The following is a 21,615-nucleotide window of genomic DNA, read 5'->3' as shown; positions in this document are numbered from 1 at the left end:
GGAAGGCTTCGCCTTCCGATCCTGATCCCAACTTCGTCGGTTGTCGCGGGATGGAGCAGCCCGGTAGCTCGTCAGGCTCATAACCTGAAGGTCGTAGGTTCAAATCCTACTCCCGCAACCAACACACAGCACCCGTCAGTCCAGCAGGATTGGCGGGTTTTTTCGTATCTGGGCTCCGTCATCCACCGCCGTCGCTGGCTCGATCGCCCGCGCGGCTGCATTCGCACGTCCGCAGTTCGCCGCATAACGACATAAAGATATCTTTATATGATGCTTGACGCGCCCGATGAAACGCGCGATCAAGTCGGCGTCGAGGTTCCCCATTTCCGGCGCCGCAAGGATCCGGGCGATGGGGCTAAGACGGGAAGCCGGTGGCGCCCGCAGGGGCGGAGTCCGGCGCTGCCCCCGCAACTGTAAGCGGCGAGCGGCGGTCCCACACATGTGTCACTGGCGTCGCACGCGGCGCCGGGAAGGCCGGGACCGACGTGTTGAACCGTGAGCCAGGAGACCTGCCTCCGACGCGATAACGTTCCTCGGACGGGGGTTCCTCCGGTGGATCGCGCCAGGCGCCATAGCGCCGCGCGTCCGCTCGTCCGGGCCGCGGCGCCTTGTCTCCTGGAGCGCTCTATCCTGGTTCGACCGTCCGGCAGACCAGGAGTCCATAATGCGTGTTTCCGCTGCCAATCTCGGTTTCCCCCGTATCGGCCCGCGCCGGGAGCTGAAGACCGCCACCGAGGCCTATTGGGCCGGCAAGATCGACCAGGCCGCACTGCGCGAGACTGCCGAGGGCCTGCGTGCCATGGCATGGCAGCGCCAGAAGGCCGCCGGGATCGAGGTGATCCCGAGCAATGATTTCTCGCTCTACGACCAGGTGCTCGACACCAGCGTGATGCTCGGCGCGATCCCCGAGATCTACCGCGCGATCGGGCCGGCGGATTCGCTCGAGCTCTATTTCGCGATGGCGCGCGGCCGCCAGACCAAGGGCGGGCAGCCCGAAGCCGAGGGCTGCATCCACTGCCACGGCGCCGGCGCGGACGTGCCCGCGCAGGAAATGACCAAGTGGTTCGACACCAATTATCACTACATGGTCCCCGAAATCGCGCCGGGCCAGTCCTTCGCGCTGTCGACGACCAAGCCGATCGACCAGTTCAACGCGGCCAAGGCGCTCGGCTATCACACTCGCCCGGTGATCCTGGGCCCGGTCACCTGGCTGCTGCTCGCCAAGTCCAAGGCGGAGGGCTTTGACGCGCTGTCGCTGCTGCCCGCGCTGCTCCCGGTCTATGCCGAGCTGCTGGCGAAGCTCGCCGCGGCGGGCGCCGACTGGGTGCAGATCGACGAGCCGGCGCTGGTGCTCGACCTGAGCGACGCGGCGCGCGCCGCCTTCCGCACCGCCTATGCCGAGCTGGCCGAGGTGCCCGGCATCAAGCTGATGCTCGCCACCTATTTCGGCGCGCTCGGCGACAATCTCGAGACGGCGCTGGCGATGCCGGTCGCCGGGCTTCACGTCGACCTGGTCCGCGCGCCGGAGCAGCTCGACGCCGTGCTGGCAGGCGCGCGCAAGGACCTGGTCCTCTCGCTCGGGGTGATCGACGGCCGCAACATCTGGAAGGCCGACCTCGCCAGGGTGCTCGACATCGTCGACTATGCCGCGGGCGAGCGCGAGATCCAGGTCGCGCCGTCCTGCTCGCTGCTCCACACGCCGGTGGACCTCGAGCTCGAGACCCGGCTCGATCCGCAAGTGAAGACCTGGCTCGCCTTCGCCACGCAGAAGCTCGGCGAACTCGCGCTGGTCGCCGCCGCGCGGAACCAGGGCCGCGACCAGGTCGCCGCCGCGCTCGCCGACAACGCCGCCGCCGTGCAATCGCGCCGTACCTCGCCGCTGACCAACGACGCCCGGGTCCGCGCGCGCATGGCCGGGGTCACCGAGAACTGGACGCGCCGCGTCACCCCGTTCGCCGAGCGCATCCGCCGCCAGCAGGCGGTGCTCGGCCTGCCGCCGCTGCCGACCACCACGATCGGCTCGTTCCCGCAGACCGCCGAGGTCCGCAAGGCGCGCTCGGCGCACGACAAGGGCGAGCTCGACACCGCAGGCTATGAGCAGTTCCTCCGCGAGGAGACCGAGCGCGCGGTGCGCTGGCAGGAGGAGATCGGCATCGACGTGCTCGTCCACGGCGAGTTCGAGCGCAACGACATGGTCCAGTATTTCGGCGAGCAGCTCGCGGGCTTCGCCTTCAGCCGCGCGGGCTGGGTGCAGAGCTATGGTTCGCGCTGCGTGCGCCCGCCGATCCTCTACGGCGATGTCTCGCGCCCCGAGCCGATGACCGTCGCCTGGTGGCGCTATGCCCAGTCGCTCACCGACAAGCCGATGAAGGGCATGCTCACCGGCCCGGTGACGATCCTGCAATGGTCGTTCGTGCGCGACGACCAGCCGCGTTCGGAAACCTGCCGCCAGATCGCGCTGGCGATCCGCGACGAGGTCGTCGATCTCGAGCGGACCGGTTGCAAGCTGATCCAGATCGACGAGGCGGCCCTGCGCGAAGGCCTGCCGCTGCGCCGTGCCGAGTGGAACGCCTATCTCGACTGGGCGGTGGAGGCCTTCCGCATCTCGGCCTCGGGCGTGCAGCCGCAGACCCAGATCCACACGCACATGTGCTATTCGGAGTTCAACGACATCATCGCCGCGATCGGGGCGATGGACGCCGATGTCATCTCGATCGAGACCTCGCGCTCGAAGATGGAGCTGCTCGACGCGTTCATCGACTACAAATATCCGAACGAGATCGGGCCGGGCGTGTACGACATCCACAGCCCGCGCATCCCGTCCACCGGCGAGATGGAGGAACTGCTGATCAAGGCGGGCGAGCGGCTTTCGCCCGAACAGCTTTGGGTCAATCCCGATTGCGGCCTCAAGACCCGCAAATGGGAAGACGTGAAGCCCGCGCTGGTCAACATGGTCGAGGCGGCGAAGGCGGCACGTGCTGCGCTCGCCTGATGTCGAAGCCCCGGGGTGCGCAGCGCCGCACCCCGGATCTTCCGCGCCCGTGCTGGACCGCATGTTCCTGCACGGCGTGGAGGTGCGGGGCCGGCACGGCGTGTTCGATTTCGAGCGCCGCGCCGGCCAGCTCTTCGTCATCGATGTCGATTGGTGGATCGATACCGGCGCCGCGGTCGCCAGCGACCGGCTCGAGGAAACCCTGTGCTACAAGCAGCTCTACGACCGGGTGTGCGAGGTGGTCGGCGGCCAGCCCTGGGCTTTGATCGAGACGCTGGCGGATCGGCTCATCGCCGCGCTGTTCGCGCGCTTCCCCCAGGTCGCGACGCTGCAGGTCACCGTCCACAAGCCCGAGGCGCCGATCGGCGGCAGCTTTGCCGATGTCGGCATCACCCGGTTGCGGCACCGCGGGTGAGGGGAGCGGTTTGGCTGCAAGTATTGTAATATAAATCATTGCAGATTTTTGCCCGTGCACGCTATGCTGGCGCCAGGATCGGAACGCGACGCGAGAGCGCGTGAAGGATCGGGGAGGCCTGGGATGCACATGAACCGGATCAATCGCCTGATGGGCCGCGCGGGATGCGCGGTCACCGCCCTCGCCATCGCGACGACGGGCATCGCTTTTGCCCGCCCGATCCCACCCGCACCGCAGAGCGCGCCACCGGCCGCGACGCCGCAGGCCGAGCGCCGGCCGAACGTGCTGTTCGTGCTGGTCGACGACATGGGCTGGGGCGATCTTTCGGTGATGGGGGACAGGAAGGTCAGCACCCCCAATCTCGATCGCCTGGCGCGCGAGGGCGTGCTGATGACCAAATTCTACGATGCGGCGCCGATCTGCTCCTCGTCGCGTGCCGGTTTCCTGACCGGGCGCTTCCCCGCCAGTGTCGGCTTTGTCGGCATCACCGACAGCCATGCCCGCAACGCGCAGATCGGCCAGGCCGATTTCCTCGATCCCAAGCTGCCGACGATCGCCAGGCTGCTGAAAGGCGCCGGCTACGCCACCGCGCATATCGGCAAATGGCATCTGGGCGGCGGTCGCGACGTCGGCGAGGCGCCCTGGCCGACGGCCTATGGCTTCGATCAGAGCTTCACCACCTTCGAGGGGCTCGGCCCGCGCGTGCTCGTCTCCGACCAGGAGCGCGGCCTCGCCGAGCAATCGGACAAGCTGGGCCAGGGCACGCGCTTCTGGGAGCTCAAGACCAACCTGACCCGGCTCTATGCCGACATGACGGTCGACTTCGTCGCGCAGCACGCCGACAAGCCCTGGTTCGTCAACCTCTGGCTCAACGACGTCCACGATCCCTGGGCGCCCGACGCGGACTCGCTTTCCGACGTGATGGGCAAGGGCGACAGCGCGGACGACGACCGTTTCCTTGCCAGCCTGGTCAAGATGGACAGGACGCTCGGTCGCCTGTTCGACCGGCTCGAGCAGATGGGGCAGCTCGAGAATACGCTGATCATCGTCACCTCGGACAACGGCCCGTCGTCGCTCCAGCATTATTACACGGCCACCACCGGCGCGCCGGGCAGCACCGGCACGCTGCGCGGGCGCAAGTTCAGCCTGTACGAAGGCGGCATCCGCCAGCCCCTGATCCTCTATTGGCGCGGCCACATGAAGCCGGGCACGCGCGACGAGCAGAGCGTGGGGCAGGGCGTCGACCTGTTGCCGACGCTCGCCGCGATCACCGGGCAGAAGGTGCCGGCAGGCAGCGCGGGCGTTGACCTCTCGCCGGTGCTGAAGGGCACGCCGCTGACCCGGCGCACGCCCTTGTTCTGGGCCTATGGCAGGGAAGGCGCCAAGGCGCAGCCGCCCGGCACGCCCTTCCGCGAGCAGGACAAGTCGCCGCGCTATGCGATCCGCGACGGCGACTGGAAGCTGCTCGCCAATCCGGGCGGCAGCGATGTCCAGCTGTTCGACCTGGCGAGCGACCCGGGCGAGGCGCACGACCTTGCCGCGACCCGGCCCGAGGTCCGCGACCCGCTGCTCGCCCGCCTTCAGGCATGGATGCGCGGCCTGGCCGCAACGCCGGCGCAGTAGCCGCGACGAGGCGGGCGCGTCGAACCCTATTGAATGAGATAGGGCAGGGTGACCGTGAACGACGATCCCGGGGCGAGCTTGCCGCGGGGCTTCAGCCGCACCTTCTTGACGAGCCGCTGCGATACCGCGTCGCCCGGCGTGGGGACATAGGCCCAGCCCGTGCCGTCGGCATAGAAGTCGACATCGTCGGCGCCGTCGCCGGCATTGGTGTAGCTGAAGGCGAGCGTCGAGCTCGGGGTGCCGTCGGTGAACTTGATCGGCGCACCGGAACTCGCGCCATCGCCTTCGAGCGCGATCGAAGTGCCGGGCTGGCTCGGGATCTCGACGCGCACCGAGTTGAGGTCGGTCGCGACGATATCGGGGTTGGTGACGACCACGGTAACGCGCTTCTTCGCGCCGACGATCGCCTTGGGGTAGGTCGTGCCGGCGATCGGGTCCCAGGTGGTGACGTCGCTCATCGCGACCGTCACCGGCTTGGGTGCGACGGTGACGGTGAAGGTGATATCCGCAAAGCCGCTGCCCTGGTCGAGCGTGCCGAGCGTGCAGGTGCTGCCGACCCAGACGCCCGAGCAGAATTTCCACGCCCAGGTCACCCGGAACGCACCGTTATAGGTGCCGGGGGTGAGCAATGCCGTGCTCGACGGCTTGATGAACAGCGGGATGTGGCCCGCATTGGGGCCGAGCAACGCAGTGAGATCGACGACTTGCGCATTGAGGAAGTTGACGGCGACGCCTGACGCCATCGGCGTGGTGTTCGTCGCGCTGGGAAACACCTGGAACGCACCGTCGGGCTGCCCCGCCGAAGTCAGCTTGAAGCTGTTGGCGTTGCTGATCGTCGCGGTGAGCGTGTTGCCGGTGAGCAGGGAGAGGGTGCAGTCGATCCCCGCGAACTTCTCGACCACCGGGACGGCGCCCGCCCTGATGGCATTCGGCGAATAGCTGCCCAGGCTGGAGGAAGCCGGGGTGGAGACGGCACATGCGGCCGCGTCGGCGGGCGCAGACCACAGGGTCAGCACCACGCACGCCAGGGCCAGGCAGCGAAGCAGCGCGATCATCGGCAAGCCTCCCGGGCGCGGTGTGGCGCGGAGGCGGCGGCGGTCAGCCTTGCTTGCCCATCAGCTCCAGGCATTCGTGCATCTGCTCCGCGCCGGCGTCGGTCAGCGAAACGAACACGCGGCGCTGGTCGCGCTCGCAGCGTCGGCGATGGATCCAGCCGCGCCCGGAAAGCACGTCGAGCCAGCGATTGGTGGTCGCGGGCGATGTGCTCGCAAAGCTCCCCAGGTCGCCCACCGTGCGCTCGAGCCCGTCCAGATAGGCCTGGTACAGGCGCAACAATATGTCCCAGGCCGGATCGGAGAACCAGTTCTCGGGCATGTATTTGCCGCGCGCCTCGCGGACGCGGATGATGCGCTCCACTTCCTCGCGATGGTCGATGCCCTCGCGCTGGTACATCATCCCCTCGATAGCGCCAGGTTCGGCAGGCTTGGCCTGCCCCTTCTTGGCAATATCGTCTTTCTTTGCACCCATAGCGAACCTGCTCGCCCGACGGACGAAGCCTCTTTGTTGCGACGCCCCACGGCCCTGTGGAATCGCTAACATAGATCAAAACGCACGGGCGTGAAGAAGGTGTCCGATGGTTTAGCCGTGTTAAGCGGCGGAACTTGCTCGAGAATGGAGGAATCGAACGCATCACTTTCTACCTCCAAAGAAGTTGCCTGCGGTACGCAGCAGCGACTGGTCGAACTTCGCACGGAGTGTGAGGTACGGGCCCTGGCGGGTGTAGCGATCGTCCTCGAAGTCGCGGTCGCGATAGCCCGAGACGTTGTAGCCCGCGCTGAACCACAGGTTCTTGCCCGGCGACACGCCGATGCTGGGGCCCGCCGAGAAGGATGCGGTGCCGTCGGTCCAGCTATGCTGGATGCTGCCCTGCACGCCGATGTCGAGGTTGCGGCGGATATCCTTGCGGATCTCGGCGCCGATCACGTCGATGAAGCCGTCGAGCTTCTCACCGGCATAGCGGCCGCGGACATATTTGGCGCCGTAGTAGAGCGTCGCTTCGAAGCCGTGCGAGGTCCCCTCGTCGCCCGAGCGATAGCTGAGCGCCAGGCTGTTGACCGCGCGCGTCGTCGCCAGCGTGCCCTGCGCGAAGGTGGGAACGGTGAGCACGTTGTTCTCGCTGACGCCCTGGTCGGCCTGCTCGTGGCGCAGCGTGAAGCGTTCCAGCACCGACCAGCGGCTGTCCGCCGGGCGCAGCGCCAGCGCGAGATCGGCGGTGGCGGAGACGACCGACCGATCCTTGCTGTCGGTGGTGCGATAGGCGCGGATCGACGAGGCGAGCGTCTTGCCTTCGCCCAGCGTGCGCAACAGGTTGCTGGTGAAGCCGAGGCGGCGCGATTCCTGCGAGGTGCGGAACTCGGCGCGGCCGTTCCACGACCACAGCGTGCTGCGATAGCCCGCACCCGCGGTGATCGCGACGAAATCGCCTTCGCGCACATTCTGGCCGAGGATCGAGCTGTCGATCACCGGGCGCGACAGGCTGGTATCGGGCACCTTGCCGGACACCGTCCTGCTGGCGTCGATCGTCGCGTCGATCGTCCAGTTCTTGCCGAGCGGCAGCGACTGGCTCAGGCCATATTGCGCAAAGGCGCGGCGGCCATTCTCGCCGGCCGTCTGGTCGAGTTCCTGCTGGTTGATCGTCGACATGATCCGCGCGCCGGTCCAGGGCGAAACTTCGAAGCCGACCCGCGCATTGTGCGCCAAATACTTGTCACCCTTGGCAATTTCATAGCCTGCGATCAGGCGGACGCCGTCGCGCACGCGCCAGCTCGCGCTGATCTGCTGGCGGGCCGGGAAGTCGCTGCTTTCGTTGGCGCCGCCGATGGCGATCTGCGCCTGGCCGGTAAGCTCGAGCTTGTTGTTGAGCAGCGACTGGGTGCCGCCGACGGTCAGCAGCGTCGAGTTGCGCTTGGCGCCGGTGGCGTCGCGATCGGCGGCGAGCTGCGCGCCGGCGAAGACCAGGCTCGATCCCTTGCGATACTCGATCCGTGCGTCCGCCGCGGTGCGACTCGCGTCGCTGGTCAGGTCTTCCTGGTGCCAACCGGTCAGCACTGCCGACAGGCCGGCGCCGAGCTGCAGCCGCGCGTCGATGCCGGCCTTGCTGGTGCCCGCCTCGCCGCCATTCTGCTGTCCCACGCCGAAGCCGCTGTCCTGTCGGCGCACATAGGCGAGCACGTCGGCGCCGCCGCCATGGTGTTCGACCTCGGCGATGAACGCCTGGGCCGAGCGCAGCCCGTCGCGGCCGCCGGTGGCGACTTCGGCGCGGACCTCGACGCCCTGGATCGGCTTGGCGTGCAGGTCGAGGCCGGCCACGGTCGCGTCGGACTGGGCCTGGTCGTGAAGCACGGTGGCGCCGACCTCGATCTTGCCCTTGGCGAACTTGACCGCGCCGCGGCCGCCCGCCGCCAGCTTCTTGCCGGTGCCGTAGATCTCGTAGTCGGCGACGATGTAGATCGGGTTCAGCGACGGGTCGCGGCTGAGGATCGGCTCGCGGAAGCGCAGCGTGCCGGCGATCGCGTCGATGTCATAGTCGATATGGCGGGTGAGCAGCTTGCTGTCGACGATCCGCTCGGGGCGCAGCCGGTCGCGGGTTTCCAGCGTGATCTTGTCGCTGTTCGGCACGATGTCGCGCGCGGTGAGGCGGTAGGGGCCGGACAGGCCGTTGCCCTGGATCTCGTCGCGGCCATAGCGGTCCTGGTCGCGCGCGGCGAAGGCGCTGAAGGTCACCCGGTCGCCCGATGCCTCGGCCTTCATGCCGTTGAGCGTGCGGCTGTAGCGAGTCAGCCGCGTATCGACGAAACCGGTCTCGAAATCGCCGAAAAGCGCGTAGAAAGTCTTGCGTTCGAGCCGCAGATAGAGCTTGCCCCGAGTGGGTGCGTCATAAGCCTGCCGACTCCCATCCCCATAGACCGTGTAATAGCGATCGGGGTCGATCGTGCCGAGCAGTCCGCGATCGGGATCATAGGCGCGGTCGCTGTCATAGGCGAGGGTGAGCAGCCAGGCGCCTTTGATCCGCCCCTTGGCATAGAGCGCGACCTGCCCGTCGCTGGTGACGGCGTTGCGCTGGCCGCGCGGCAGGTTGCTGCTCTTCGAGCGCAGCATGTCGAAGCCGGCGGTGCCGCGGGCGAAGCCCACCACCATCCAGTCGCGCACCGGGGCGGCGAGGAAGGCCTTGATCTCGCTGGTCTGGATGAGGCCCTGGTCGGCGAGCTTGATCGTGATGCGGGCGCTGCCGGTCTGCGTGGTCGGCTGAAGTGCGACAAAGGCCAGGCCCTCGTCGCCGATCACTCGCGCGGTCGCCTCGCTGCGGTCGAGGCCGGCGAGCTTGCGGCCCTGCTGCGCCTCGCTCTCCTGCGCGGCGGAATAGGGCTGGTCGACGCGGAAGGGCACGATCGTGCCGGCCCGCACCGGGCGCCCGTCACGGTCGGTGACGCGGACGGCGATCAGCGGGCGGGTCAGGCCGTCGGCGACGAGGCGCGACTTCGCGGCCACCAACTCGGCACGCAGCGGCACATTGGCATAATGGACGGTGCGGGTCAGCGTCGCGACGGTCTTGCCGCCGGCATCGAGTACCCGCGCTTCGAGCAGATTGTCGCGCTCCGCGAGCGGCAGGCCCGTCCAGCGCGAGATCGCCACGCCGCGCGCGGCATCGGTATCGGTGCCGTCGAAGCTCAGCGGATCGACCTGCTTGCCGTTGACGCTCAGCGCGATACGCTGACCGGGCTGGTGGCGGATGACGACGCGCAGCGCGGGCGAGCGCGGATTGTGGTTCATCTCCGGGAACAACCAGTCGATCCCCGGCGTGGCGGTATCGAGCCAGTCGGGCCGGTTGCCCGCGGCAAGCGCATCGTCGCCCTGGACGATGGGAAGCGCGGTGTCCGCCACGGCCTTCTTGCCGGTGCGCACGAGCTGGAAGTCCGCGCGCTGCAGGCTTCCGCCCTGGCCCTCGACGAAGCGCGAGATGTCGCTGCCGGCGCTGCGCGTGTCGCGGTCGCACGTGGCTGGGGCATGGGTCGCCGGGATGCTTGCGGTGTCGAGCTGGACGACATGCGTGCCCGGGCGGACGCCTTCGAAATGATAATAGCCGGTGGCATCGGTGACGGCATAGCTGCCGTCCTCGATCATGACGCGGATGCCGCCGACGCCCTTGCGCCTGCGCGCCGGATCGCCGCAGCCGCCTTCGGTCACGCGGCCGACCAGGGTCAGCGCGTCGGTCATCAGCAGCGAGCGGATGCGCACCGAGGCGCTCGCTTCGTTGCTCGATCCCATCGCGGTGGACGCGACGGCCTTGTTCACCGCTTCGCCCTTCGGTGCCCCAGGGGAGACTGACAGGACGTAGCTGACCGGCGCGGTGGCGAGGCCGGCGAGGCGAGGCAGGGTGAAGACCAGCGAGCGGCCGTCACGCGAGATTTCTGGCTCGGGTGCGCCGCGCGTGGTGCCGGCACGGTAGCGCAGGCCAGTCGGCAGGCGATCCTCGATGCGGACTTCGCCCGGCGTTGCCGTGCGCGCTGCATTGCGAACTTCGAGCCGATACTGGACGAACTCGCCGGGCGAGGCTTCCCGCACCGAGGCGGTCTTGTCCAGGATCAGCCCCGCGAGCAGGAGCGACCGAAGCCGCGTCGGATCGACGGGGATATCGATGTGCACCGGCTCGGGATCGGCAAGCTCGAACGGTGCGCCATAGGAGGAATCGGTGATCCGGAACGCACCCGGCGGCCCGGTGAGATGGGCAAGCGCATCCGGCGCGACGCGCGATGGGGCGGTATAGCCGGCCGGCGGCGTCACCTGCAGCCGGTAGAAGCCCTTGGGCGCGAGCGGGAAGCGGAAATTGCCGGGGGTAAAGGGATAGACCTGCCCGCTCGCATCGGTCGCGCTGGTGCCGGTGACGACGGTGTTGGGATAGGCGCTGGTGCCGTCATCGCCATACACGTTGGCGGCAGGCTGGCCGGTGGCGTTGTCGATCAGCGTGACAGTTGCACCGTCGACGAGGGCGCCGGTGGCCGAATCGAAGACATAGCCCTCGGGATCGATCAGCACTTCGGCGTCGGAGGAGAAGCTGTCGTCGCTGCCGTCGAAGCCGACCTCGATCTTCGATCCGGACACGCGCTTGGCGATGTCACAGGCGGCGAACTGGGGATGGGTGCCGGACGCGGAAACGCCGCCGGCGAACACGCCCGTGTTCGTGGAGGTTTCGGTAAGCGGCAGCTTGACCGACAGCTGGCCCGCGGAAACGTTGATCCACACGACTTCGCGCTTGTTCGGGTCGCGGTTCTCCGCCTGTGCGTCGAGCTCGACGATCAGCGCCTGGCCGCGCTGGATCGATGCCAGCGGCGGTGCCGCAGCGAGCTCCGCAGGCGAGACCATGCTCGGCGTGAACTGAAGGACGGGATCGGTCTGGCAGGCGAGGCCGGTATATTGATATCCGGCCGGAATCTCGTGGAACCGCATCTTGGTCGGGCGCTTGGCGAGGTCGAGCGTCACGGTGTTGGACGCGACCGTCTGCGGGCCCGTTGCGGACTGGAATTGCATGGAAGCGGTGTTGCGAATCGTCTGTGCCCCCGCCGTCGGTATCGACAGCGTGGCGATGGCGATGGCCATCGCGCGGCCCAGGGCGCGCAGGGGGAGAGGGGTTCGCAGCATGCAGGCTCCCATCCGGCGCGCGGGGAGTGCCCGCGCGCCGGTGGTAAGGTCCTTGTCTGGCTCGAGTGGCGCTTAGTTCAGCGTCACGCGGAACGCGATCGACATCGACGTCGACGGCGCGATGCTCGGCAGCGTCGCGCGCACCGTGGTGCCGTCGAACGAGCCGCCATAGGGGTCGGACTCGTCGGCGCCGGTGTTGTTGTCGTCCTCGACCGTGCCGAGCAGGATGCAGGCGCCCAGGATCCCCGATGTGCCGACCGTGATCGAGCCGGGCACGAAGGTGCTGTTCGCCGGCACGACGTCGCTCAACACGACATTGTTGGCGGTGCCGGGGCCGGCATTGCTCACCTTCATGCAATATTCCACGGTCGCGCCGGGGATCGCATGCGGGTTGAGCAGATAGTTTACCGGATCGCTGATCACGGTCGCGCTCTTCAGCATCGTCACCACGGCGGTGGAGATGTGATAGGCGTCGAACGCACGGCCCTGGCCGTTGCGCGCGGCGTCGGCCACGCCGCCGTCATCGGCGAACACGATTTCGACCGTGCTCGGCGAATCCGCGACCAGCGTCGAGCTGGCGACGAGATCGGCGCCGAGCGCACCGCCCGCGCCGCCAGTGGCGACGATGGCGTTGAGCGAGACGATCGCGGTCTCGATGCCCGGCGTGTTGGGCACGTTGCCGACGAGGAAGACCGTGACGGTCGCGTCCGGCGCGAGCTCGTCGATATAGGTCGCGGTATCGACACCCGGATCATAGGTGCCATTGCCGTTGCTGTCGACGAAGGCGCGCAGGTTGTTCATGTTGAAATTGTCGACGCCGAGCAGCGGGATCGACACCAGCTGCTGGTCCGCTTCCAGGCGGAAATCCTGCACCGAGTTGGTGAGGTTCGTGACAGTGAAGGTGGTCACCTGGTCGGTGGCGCCGATCGCGGTCTGCGTCACTGCACCGCCGACTTCTGCGACGGCCAGGTTGACCTTCTTATCGACCACGAACGAGGCGACGTTCGACGAGACCGACTGGGGCGTGCCGCCAACCTCATAGCTGACGGTCGCCTGGTTGTTGACGCTGGTGCCGGCGGGCGTCTGCTGGGCCTGTGCGACGCCGGCAACGCTCATCGCGCCCAGAGCGGCGCTGCCGAGCAGCGCGTTGTTCAGTTTAAGCTTGTACATGACGAACTACCCCTTTGAGATTACTTGAGAATTGCGCGGAAGGCCACCTGGCCCTTGGCGCCGGCGGCAACGGGCTGGGCAAGGCGCCAGCGGACTACGCGCACATCGGCGGCGGCAGCGGGGCGAAACGCCGTGCCGCTGCGGACCTTGAGCGCGGAGAGCGGACCGAAGGTCTTGCCGTCGGCCGAAACCTCAGGCGCGGGCGAACCTTCGGCAGGACCAGCATATTGCATGGCGGCAGGAACTGGGTTCGCGATCACCAGGCCGGTCGCGGCCTGCGTGCCGTTGTTGCGATAGTCGATGCGGTAGACGACGCGGTCACCCGGGGTGACGCGCGCGGCAGGCGCCAGCTGGACATGCGTCGTGCCGTCGGCGGCCGGCGTCCGCCTTTCGGCGAGAACGCTGGTGCGGATCTCGATCGGTGCCGGAGCCGGGGCGGCATTGGCAAGCGTAAGCAACAGGATAAGCGACATGAGCGTACTCCTCACAGGATCTTGACCTTGAAGCGGATGGTGTGGGTGGCGGCACGGGCGACATCGCCCAGCGCGACGCTGATGCCGTCGCTGGAAAAGCTGCCGGGGTCGGTGTCTGCGGCGTCGGTGAGCGGGCTGTCGTCGAGCGACAGGCTTCCCGCGACATAGACCGTGCCCGAGGGCACCTGGTCGGTTACCGTGACCGCGCGTGCGGTGCCGCTGCCCTCGAAGCGTGCGACGATCGCATAGGTGATCACCGCGCCGCGCACGACCATGGTGCTGCCATCGGGGGCGCTCACCGTCTGGCTCTTCTCCAGGCTGGCGGTCGGTACGGCGCCGGGAACCAGCGAGAGGCGCAGGGTCGCTTCGGCAGTGGTGTTGCCGACGATCGCATCGGTGCCGGCGTCGCCGCGGCCCGGATAGACGGTGCCGGGCGCGCCGGAGCCGGTAAGCGCCCGCGCGAAGACGTTCAGCGCCCCGCTGCCGGTCATCTGGCCGGGATCGAACAGGGCCAGCAGCGCGAGTGTGGCGCCGGGAGCGAGCGAAGGCGTCGGCCCTTCGACCAGCGTGTCGCCGGCATCGAACAGGCCATTGGCATTGCGATCGATGGCAAATCCCCGAACCGTGCCGGTAATCCCGTCGAGCGTGCTGGCGAGCACGAAGCGCTCGTCGCCATTGCCGGCGTTGGTCAGCAGGAAGGGGGCTGCACTTCCGGTGCCGGCCAGTTCCGCGCCGCTGCCGGTGGCGGCAAGGCGCACATCCAGGCGCTCTTCGACCCGGAGGGTGGCGGCATTCGAGGCGATTTGATTGGGGGTGCCATCGGCCTGCAGCGTCGCGGTCGCGACATTGCGCACCTCGCTACCCGCGCGCTGCGCCTTCGCGGTACCGGCGCTCGCGAGTATCACGAATGCGGCGCCCATGCCGAGCGCATGGCGCCCGAACTGCGTAGCCTGGAGGCGTGGAAAGGGCGAGCCAATAACCATTGCACGAGTTCAAGCGAACCTCAGCGATATTTAAACCTGCCGATGATCGCAGTCATTCTTGTGAAGGTCGTCACAGGACAACTTTCCAAGAATTAATCCGCAGACCATCGAAAGGTCACATTGACCTATAGATGCGCGGAGATCGCGTGCTTGACGAAGGCGCGTCTAAATCACCTCCATTTTGAGGAGTATCGTTGCATTTCAGTGATTTGTTGGAGGAGAGGCTAGGTATAAATACAATAACTTTGCTGCAGTACGCTCGACTTGTTTTTCTTGGCCGGATTTTGGGCAGGCTGCGCTTGTCACTGTCTCACGCGCCGCTTGGCGTGCGGAGAGGGGGCCGAATTCTCAGCACTGCATTTATGGCTGCGTGCGGACGGAGCGCCTGAAGCACATCGTGGAGATGTAGGGAGTAGGGAGGGTGCGCGCTGCGCGCATTCACCAATGCTTGCACCCTCGTATGAATTCTTAAATATCTTATATTAGAATCATAAAATAATATATTGATATATAAAGATAATTATATAATTATCGACATTCGATGCTGCCCGCTTGTCGGAATCCTAGGGTCTGCGGACATCCTTTGCCACATTCTCAGCTTCGCACCTCGGGCGGTTCGGGCAGGTGTTCGCCGCGGGGCCGCCCCATGCGCATATCCTGATCATCGAAAGCGAAACCGAACTGCCTAGCATCGTTTTTGTTGACCGCGCGGGCGATGGAAGACATTAGGCGGCCAACGGCAATGGATTTCTGCCGGGCTTTCGAGCCGAACCACCCTCGCAAGGGTCGATGATTCCTACCAGGCGCCGCAAGGCAGCAAGGAGGAATCGTGCGCGCTACCTTTCGTAACCTGTTCGACATGCTCAACATCCTGAGCTTCGTCCGCAGCCGGCACGACCACGCGATGTCCGTCCTGCGCTGGACGCTGCTGCTCGTGCCGATGGCAGCCGCTGTCGGCACATTGTGCGCAGCCTTTTTGTGGAGCCTCGACGGCGCGACCCGCGCGCGGTTCGACCATCCCTGGCTGCTCTTCCTGCTGCCGCTTGCGGGGGGGGCGGTCGGGCTGCTCTACCACGCTGTCGGCAAGCCGGTTGAGGGCGGCAACAATCTGATCGTCGAGCAGATCCACGCACCGGGCGGCGGCGTGCCGCTGCGCATGGCGCCGTTGATTTTCCTCGGGACCGTCGTCACGCACCTGTGCGGTGGATCGGCGGGCAGGGAAGGGACGGCGGTCCAGCTCGGCGGCAGCCTCGCCAGCGCGGTCGCCAGTGGGTTCCGGCTCGATCAGCCGAGCGTGCGCGTCCTGCTGATGGCGGGCGTCGCAGCAGGCTTCGCGGCAGTATTCGGCACGCCGCTGGCCGGCGCGGTGTTCGCGCTCGAGGTGCTTGCGATCGGCCGCGTCGAGTATCGTGCGCTCGTGCCGTGCCTGGTCGCGGCGGTGGTCGGCGACTGGATCTGCCGTGCTTGGGGTATCCACCACACGCCCTATCACATCGCTTTCGCGCCGAAGGCGGGCGCATCGCTGGCCGTCGCGCCATTGCTGGCCGCCAAGGCAGCCTTGGCCGGGGTCGTCTTCGGGCTGGTCGGGCTCGGCTTTGCCGAGGCCAATCATGTTCTGGGCGCCTGGCTGAAACGCCGCATTCCCTACGGCCCGGCGAGGCCCGTGCTTGGCGGGTTTTTGGTGATCGCGCTGGTCTGGCTTCTGGGGACCCGCGCCTATCTCGGGTTGGGTGTCTGGTCCGCGACCCCTGGAGATCCTACGATCGCCGGCTTCTTCGATGGCCCGATCGACCCGTGGAGCTGGCTGCTCAAGCTGGTCTTCACCGTCGTCACGCTGTTGAGCGGGTTCAAGGGCGGCGAAGTGACGCCTCTGTTCTTCATCGGCGCCGCGCTCGGCAATGCGTTGGCCGGGGTGCTCGGGGCTCCGGTTGACCTGCTCGCCGGACTGGGCTTCGTCGCCGTCTTCGCAGGCGCGGCAAATACGCCACTTGCCTGCACGATCATGGGCCTGGAATTGTTCGGCACCGCCAACGCGGTGCCGATCGCGGTCGCGTGCTTCACGGCTTATATCTGTTCCGGCCATAGCGGCATATATCTGTCGCAGCGCCTTGCCGTCCCGAAGCACGGCCCGCCGCCGCTTCCATCCGAAGCCACGCTGCGCGAGGTGCGCACCGCGCGCGCTGCGCCGGCTACCGCGCGATCCTCAAGCCCTTCCGATAAAGGTAACTGAACGCCGTCAGCCCTGCGCCATTGCCGAGCAAAGTCGGCATGATCCCGGATCTATTTGAAACGCGGCGATAAGGTCGGTCAGCCAGACGCGCCGGGTGGCTGGGTAAATCGAAGCGCGGTGCCGATCCATGTCATCGCGAGTGAGCAGGGCTGTCGCCCCTATCGCCACGGGTTTTCCCCGATATTCCCGGCCGCTGACTCGCGGGAAATTGGTAGCGGAGCAAAAGGAGCCGCTTATGCCTTCCTCACCGTCGCACCCCAACATCATCGCGATCATGATCGACGACATGGCACCGATGGACCTCTCCGCCTATCATCGCGGCCTCGGCGCGGTGCATACGCCGAACATGGATCGGCTGGCCGAGGAAGGCCTGATGATCTCCGACTATTATGCCCAGCCGAGCTGCACGGCGGGCCGTGCGGCGTTCCTGACCGGACAATATCCGATCCGCACCGGCCTGACCTCGGTCGGCCAGCCGGGCGCCCCGGTCGGCCTGCGGGCCAAGGACGTGACGCTGGCGGCGCTGCTCAAGGACCGGGGGTACGCCACCGCGCTGTTCGGCAAGAGCCATGTCGGCGACCGTAACGAGTTCCTGCCGACCGTGCACGGCTTCGACGAATTTCACGGCTTCCTCTATCACCTCAACATGATGGAGATGCCGGAGCAGCCGGACTTCCCGGCCGACCCGAATTATCGCGGCCGCCCGCGCAACATGATCCACAGCTGGGCGAGCGAGGCGGACGATCCGACCGAGGATCCGCGCTGGGGCCGGGTCGGCAGGCAGCGGATTGAGGACAAGGGGCCGCTGACCAGCGAGAAGATGGGATCGATCGACGAGGTGTTCACCGATGCCTCGATTGATTTCGTCCGCAAGCAGAAGTCGGCGGGCAATCCGTTCTTCCTGTGGTTCTGCCCGTCGCGGATGCACCAACAGATCCATGTCTCGCCCGAATGGCTGGGGAAGAGCGGCCACACCCCTTATTTCGACGCGGTGCTGCAGCTCGACACGCTGGTCGGCAAGCTGCTCGACGCACTCGATGAGGAGGGGATGGCCGAGAACAGCATCGTGCTGCTCACCTCGGACAACGGCATCAACCTGGCGCACTGGCCGATGGCCGGCACGGCATCGTTCCGCGGCGAGAAGGGCACGACTTGGGACGGCGGCTTCCGCGTGCCCATGCTGATACGCTGGCCGGGCAGGATCGCGCCCGGCACCTGGACCGGCGAGTTCATGACCAGCGAGGACTGGGTGCCGACGCTGCTGGCCGCGGTGGGCGATCCGGACGTGAAGGAAGCTTTGATCGCCGGCAAGAAGATCGGCGCCACCACCTACAAGGTCCACCTGGACGGCTACAACCAGCTCGACATGCTGACCAAGCCCGATGGCAAGTCGAAGCGTCGCGAGTTCTTTTTCTTCGCCGAGACCGAGCCAACGGCGATGCGGATCGACGACTTCAAGATTCACGTCGCGATCAAGGACAAATGGCTTTCGGCGGCGACCAAGCTGCCGGGTGGCCTGGTGATCGACATCAAGGCCGACCCCTTCGAGCGCAGTCCGGACACGGGCGGCCAGTTCCTGTGGATGAAGGAGAAGAGCTGGATCATGCCCGAGCTGATCGGGCCGATCGCAACCTTCGTGCAGAGCCTGCACGACTTCCCGCCCTCGCAGAAGGGGACGGGGATCGGGATGGCGTCGATCCTGTCGGACATGAAGGAGCAGGCGCCGACCGACTAGGGTGCCATTATCCCTTGGCGTTCAGCCAGCGTAGATAGGGGATCGCGATCACGGCGTTGACCACCGCGGCTAGGACGATCGCGGCGGGAGCGAGCTTCGCATCAGGGAAGCTCGCCGTCGCGATACCGATCGCGATGCCGGGATGGCGGGCGGCCGAGGCCAGCGACAGCACCGCCCAGTTCCCCGGATCGCCGCCGGCGAGCCGCCAGCCCGCGGCCAGCCCGACCAGGCTCATAGCCGCCAGCACTACGATCGTACCGCCGCCAAGCAGTTCGCCGATTGCCGGCGCCATCGCGAAGAGCAAAGCGAGTACGCTGGCTGCGAAAAGCAGCATCGCGATCTTGCTTAGCGGCTCGGAAACCGCTTCGACGCGCGCGCCAAGGATGCGCTGGCCGACCAGACCCAGCGCGAGCGGCAGGGCGATCGTGATCCCCAGCGTCATTGCCATGCCTGCGAGCGAGACATGTGTCGCCACCCCGAAGACGGTGCCGGCGAGCGCGAGCCCGAGCGGCGCGACGATCAGGGACGCGAGCGCTGCACCGACGAGAAGGCCGGTGATATAGGCGCCGTCGCCGCCCGCCTTGACTTGCTTCTTGGGCAGGAGCGGCGGGACCGGGGAGAAGGCCAGCGCGACCAGCGCGATCTCGACCGGGGGCTTCAAGTCGAACAAGCCGATGACCAGGATCGCCGCCGCCGGCACCAGGACGAACATCGCGATTAGCGCGCGCAATCCGAGGCGCCATTCGTCGTGGAACAGGTAGAGATAGTCATGCCGCCGCGCGCGTAGTGCCAGCGCCAGGACGGTGAGTATCACGCTAAGCATCAGCACCAATTTCACGATCTGGGCGAGAGTCATGCCGGCCTCCGAGTACGGCAGGGGATGCGGCTGGAAATCATTCGATGTGCTGGGCGAAGGCGAGATAGCGCTCCTGCAGCTCGTCCTCCTCGCTCTGGCTCAGATTGCGGGGCGCGAGCTTGATGTCGACGCGGCCGATCCTGGCGCCTTTGAGCGGGAAGGGGGGCTTGTAGGCGTCGGAGACCGGCGAGCCGCTGTCCGCGCCGAGGCCGAAAGTGTCGATCCCGAACCTTCCCGCCACGGTCCGCTCGATCCGCCCGCGGCCGACCTCCTCGCCGTCGAGCAACAGGATCGCCTCGCCGCCCTTGCCGAGTCCGCCGCCGTCATAGGCAAAGGCCAGTTCGAGCAGCGACTTGCCCTTGGGCAGAGGCTTGCTCGAGACGACGTTGAGCCGGGTCTTCTCGAAGAAATTATAGTGATAGACCGGATTTCCGTCCTGGACGTAGAGCGCATAGCCCGCCGATCCGCCGCCGGCGGCAAGCAGTACGCCCTCCGCGGTTCCCGAGAAATTATCGATTTCGATCCGGATCGAGTGCGAGCGGTTCTTGGTGTTGGGCGCCGCCGTCTCGGGCAGACGTGCCGCACCTTCATAATAGGTGAACTCGGTGCGGTTGGGGTCGGCACCGCCCGGCGAGGGCTTGGGCTCGGCGAGCCGGCCGGCGCCGCGATCATCGAGCGGGTAGACGTGATATTTCTCCGCCTCCTCGTCGAAGATCCGCTTCATCGCCTCGACCTTCTCGGGATGCTGGGCGGCGAGGTCGTTCGCTTCGCTGAAGTCCTCGTCGATATGGTAGAGTTCCCACTTGTCCTTTTCCCAATGGCCAGGCGCAAAGTCCTGGCGCCAGGGCAAGGTGTGCTGCGCGCAGGCGATCCAGCCCCGGTCGTAGATCGCGCGGTTGGAGAACACCTCAAAATACTGCCGCTCGCGCACGGCATGGGCGTCGGCTGCAGCGAAGGTCGAGCGGATCGACACGCCGTCCATCGGCTTTTGCGTGACGCCGTTGACATGGCTGGGAGCGGGGATGCCCGCCGCGTCGAGCAGCGTCGGGACTATATCGATCAAATGGCAGAATTGCGGGCGGATGCCGCCCTTGTCCGTAATCCCCTTGGGCCAGGAAATGACCATCGGGTTGCGCGAGCCGCCGAAATGCGAGGCAACCTGCTTGACCCATTGGAAGGGGGCATTGCCGCACCAGGCCCAGCCGAGCGGATAATGCGGCTCGGTGTCGCGGCCACCGATCTTGTCATAGGCCTCCAGATTGTCCGCGATCGAGGAGGGAATGCCGTTCAGGTTCATCACTTCGTTGACGGTGCCAGTCATCCCGCCTTCGGACGAGGCGCCATTGTCGCCGACGATGTAGAGGATGATCGTATTGTCTGCGTCGGGCATCGCCTGCACCGCGTCGATCAGCCGGCCGCACTCGTCGTCGGCGTAGGCGAGATAGCCGGCGAAATTCTCCATGAAGCGGGCGAACAGCTTCTTCTCGTCCGCCGAGAGCCCGTCCCAGTCCTGCACCCAGTCGGGCTTGGGCGTCAGTGCGGTGGCCGGCGGTATGATGCCCTTGTCGAGCTGGCGCTGGTAGGTCTCCGCGCGCACCTTCTCCCAGCCATGGTCGAACTCACCCTTGAACTTGTCGCGCCATTCGGCCGGCGCGTGGTGCGGCGCGTGCGCGGCGCCGGGGGCGAAATAGCAGAAATAGGGTTTGTCGGGCGCGACCGACTTTGAATAGCGGATCCAGTTGATCGCGCGGTCGGTCATGTCCTCCATGAAGTGGTAGCCCTCTTCGGGCGAGCGATCGGGCTCGACCGCGACGGTGTTCTCGAACAGCACCGGATAATATTGGTGCGTCTCGCCGGCGATGAAGCCGTAGAAATAGTCGAAGCCCATGCCGGTGGGCCAGCGATCGAACGGGCCGGCGACGCTGCTCTCCCAATCGGGGGTGTTGTGGTTCTTGCCGAACCAGCTGGTGGCATAGCCATTGTCCTTGAGGATGCGGCCGACCGTCGCGGTCGATTGCGGCATCATGTTGTTGTAGCTCGGGAAGCCGGTCGCCCATTCCGAAAGGAAGCCGGTGCCGCAATTGTGATGGTTGCGCCCGGTGATCAGCGCTGCGCGCGACGGGCCGCAGATCGCAGTGGTGTGGAAGCGCGTGTAGCGCAGGCCTTCGGCGGCGAGCCGGTCGAGCGCCGGCGTCGGCACCGGCCCGCCAAAGGTGCTCGCCTGGCCGAAGCCGACATCGTCGAGCAGGATGAGCAGGACGTTGGGCGCGCCCGTGGATGGCGCGGGCAAAGGCGGCCAGGCGCTCTCCGATTCCTGATAGGTCTTGCCGATCTTGCCGGTGAAGGCGGGTTCGGGGAGCGGCAAATGGGTGCGATCGATATCGGGCATCGGGATTCTCGCGCTGGCTGAGATCCGCCGACTCTCTCAGAACCGCTTCGCGT

At 66.7% G+C, this 21,615-nt stretch carries 13 protein-coding genes, 1 tRNA gene and 1 riboswitch; of the genes, 6 read left to right on the top strand and 8 right to left on the bottom strand.

Annotation, left to right across the window (positions count from 1 at the left end; all coding sequences use genetic code 11):
- Positions 1 to 44: 44 nt before the first annotated feature.
- The 4 genes from ABLE38_RS19200 to ABLE38_RS19185 all read left to right on the top strand — a co-directional run bounded on the left by ABLE38_RS19200 (position 45) and on the right by ABLE38_RS19185 (position 5,030).
- A tRNA-Met gene (locus ABLE38_RS19200) sits at positions 45 to 121 on the top strand.
- A 175-nt stretch (positions 122 to 296) separates the two neighbouring features.
- Positions 297 to 532, top strand: a riboswitch (cobalamin riboswitch).
- 132 nt (positions 533 to 664) lie between these two features.
- The gene (metE, locus tag ABLE38_RS19195; protein ID WP_348975837.1) at positions 665 to 2,992 is read left to right on the top strand and encodes a 5-methyltetrahydropteroyltriglutamate--homocysteine S-methyltransferase; all 2,328 of its coding nucleotides are present in this window, start codon (positions 665 to 667) and stop codon (positions 2,990 to 2,992) included.
- 49 nt (positions 2,993 to 3,041) lie between these two features.
- Positions 3,042 to 3,407 (top strand): dihydroneopterin aldolase, encoded by a 366-nt coding sequence (gene folB / locus ABLE38_RS19190; protein ID WP_348975836.1) that lies wholly within the window; start codon positions 3,042 to 3,044, stop codon positions 3,405 to 3,407.
- Between the two features lie 129 nt (positions 3,408 to 3,536).
- A complete protein-coding gene (locus tag ABLE38_RS19185; RefSeq protein ID WP_348975835.1) occupies positions 3,537 to 5,030 on the top strand; it encodes a sulfatase-like hydrolase/transferase in 1,494 nt (497 codons plus the stop codon).
- Between the two features lie 26 nt (positions 5,031 to 5,056).
- Here the strand turns inward: ABLE38_RS19185 and ABLE38_RS19180 are convergent, their stop codons facing one another.
- From ABLE38_RS19180 to ABLE38_RS19155, 6 genes are all read right to left on the bottom strand, one after another.
- Complete coding sequence (locus tag ABLE38_RS19180) at positions 5,057 to 6,085, bottom strand: protein CsuE (protein WP_348975834.1); 1,029 nt, start codon at positions 6,083 to 6,085, stop codon at positions 5,057 to 5,059.
- A gap of 43 nt (positions 6,086 to 6,128) precedes the next feature.
- Positions 6,129 to 6,557 carry a MarR family transcriptional regulator gene (locus ABLE38_RS19175; RefSeq protein WP_348975833.1) on the bottom strand — a complete coding sequence of 143 codons (429 nt, stop codon included), beginning with the start codon at positions 6,555 to 6,557 and terminating at the stop codon, positions 6,129 to 6,131.
- Between the two features lie 162 nt (positions 6,558 to 6,719).
- Entirely contained in the window at positions 6,720 to 11,726 is a 5,007-nt protein-coding gene (locus ABLE38_RS19170; protein ID WP_348975832.1) for a hypothetical protein, read from the bottom strand.
- 72 nt (positions 11,727 to 11,798) lie between these two features.
- Positions 11,799 to 12,896: a DUF11 domain-containing protein gene (locus ABLE38_RS19165; RefSeq protein ID WP_348975831.1), complete on the bottom strand. Its 1,098-nt coding sequence runs from the start codon at positions 12,894 to 12,896 to the stop codon at positions 11,799 to 11,801.
- A 20-nt stretch (positions 12,897 to 12,916) separates the two neighbouring features.
- Positions 12,917 to 13,369 carry a hypothetical protein gene (locus ABLE38_RS19160; protein WP_348975830.1) on the bottom strand — a complete coding sequence of 151 codons (453 nt, stop codon included), beginning with the start codon at positions 13,367 to 13,369 and terminating at the stop codon, positions 12,917 to 12,919.
- 11 nt (positions 13,370 to 13,380) lie between these two features.
- Positions 13,381 to 14,352, bottom strand: coding sequence for a hypothetical protein (locus ABLE38_RS19155; protein ID WP_348975829.1), 972 nt, complete (start codon positions 14,350 to 14,352; stop codon positions 13,381 to 13,383).
- Between the two features lie 829 nt (positions 14,353 to 15,181).
- On the opposite strand from ABLE38_RS19155, the gene ABLE38_RS19150 reads away from it, so the two are divergent.
- Positions 15,182 to 16,582, top strand: a complete 1,401-nt coding sequence (locus tag ABLE38_RS19150) for a voltage-gated chloride channel family protein (RefSeq protein ID WP_348975828.1) — start codon at positions 15,182 to 15,184, stop codon at positions 16,580 to 16,582.
- A gap of 235 nt (positions 16,583 to 16,817) precedes the next feature.
- Positions 16,818 to 18,317, top strand: a complete 1,500-nt coding sequence (locus ABLE38_RS19145; protein ID WP_348975827.1) for an arylsulfatase — start codon at positions 16,818 to 16,820, stop codon at positions 18,315 to 18,317.
- Positions 18,318 to 18,324: 7 nt separating this feature from the next.
- Here ABLE38_RS19145 and ABLE38_RS19140 read toward each other — a convergent pair whose 3' ends face one another.
- Both ABLE38_RS19140 and ABLE38_RS19135 read right to left on the bottom strand, forming a co-directional pair.
- Positions 18,325 to 19,173, bottom strand: a complete 849-nt coding sequence (locus ABLE38_RS19140; RefSeq protein ID WP_348975826.1) for a hypothetical protein — start codon at positions 19,171 to 19,173, stop codon at positions 18,325 to 18,327.
- A 37-nt stretch (positions 19,174 to 19,210) separates the two neighbouring features.
- On the bottom strand, positions 19,211 to 21,562 hold the full coding sequence (locus tag ABLE38_RS19135) for an arylsulfatase (RefSeq protein ID WP_348975825.1): 2,352 nt from the start codon (positions 21,560 to 21,562) through the stop codon (positions 19,211 to 19,213).
- Positions 21,563 to 21,615: the final 53 nt, after the last annotated feature.

The sequence above is a fragment of the Sphingomonas sp. KR3-1 genome (assembly GCF_040049295.1).
GTDB lineage: Bacteria > Pseudomonadota > Alphaproteobacteria > Sphingomonadales > Sphingomonadaceae > Sphingomonas.
The sequence above is the reverse complement of the archived record's forward strand: the minus strand, read 5'-3'. Positions and strand labels throughout refer to the sequence as shown.

Bases quoted from the DNA above. Each gene is read 5' to 3' on its own strand.
- metE (WP_348975837.1), top strand. From the start codon at position 665: ATGCGTGTTTCCGCTGCCAATCTCGGTTTCCCCCGTATCGGCCCGCGC.
- ABLE38_RS19185 (WP_348975835.1), top strand. From the start codon at position 3,537: ATGAACCGGATCAATCGCCTGATGGGCCGCGCGGGATGCGCGGTCACC.
- ABLE38_RS19180 (WP_348975834.1), bottom strand. From the start codon at position 6,085: ATGATCGCGCTGCTTCGCTGCCTGGCCCTGGCGTGCGTGGTGCTGACC.
- ABLE38_RS19175 (WP_348975833.1), bottom strand. From the start codon at position 6,557: ATGGGTGCAAAGAAAGACGATATTGCCAAGAAGGGGCAGGCCAAGCCT.
- ABLE38_RS19170 (WP_348975832.1), bottom strand. From the start codon at position 11,726: ATGCTGCGAACCCCTCTCCCCCTGCGCGCCCTGGGCCGCGCGATGGCC.
- ABLE38_RS19165 (WP_348975831.1), bottom strand. From the start codon at position 12,896: ATGTACAAGCTTAAACTGAACAACGCGCTGCTCGGCAGCGCCGCTCTG.
- ABLE38_RS19160 (WP_348975830.1), bottom strand. From the start codon at position 13,369: ATGTCGCTTATCCTGTTGCTTACGCTTGCCAATGCCGCCCCGGCTCCG.
- ABLE38_RS19155 (WP_348975829.1), bottom strand. From the start codon at position 14,352: ATGGTTATTGGCTCGCCCTTTCCACGCCTCCAGGCTACGCAGTTCGGG.
- ABLE38_RS19145 (WP_348975827.1), top strand. From the start codon at position 16,818: ATGCCTTCCTCACCGTCGCACCCCAACATCATCGCGATCATGATCGAC.
- ABLE38_RS19140 (WP_348975826.1), bottom strand. From the start codon at position 19,173: ATGACTCTCGCCCAGATCGTGAAATTGGTGCTGATGCTTAGCGTGATA.
- ABLE38_RS19135 (WP_348975825.1), bottom strand. From the start codon at position 21,562: ATGCCCGATATCGATCGCACCCATTTGCCGCTCCCCGAACCCGCCTTC.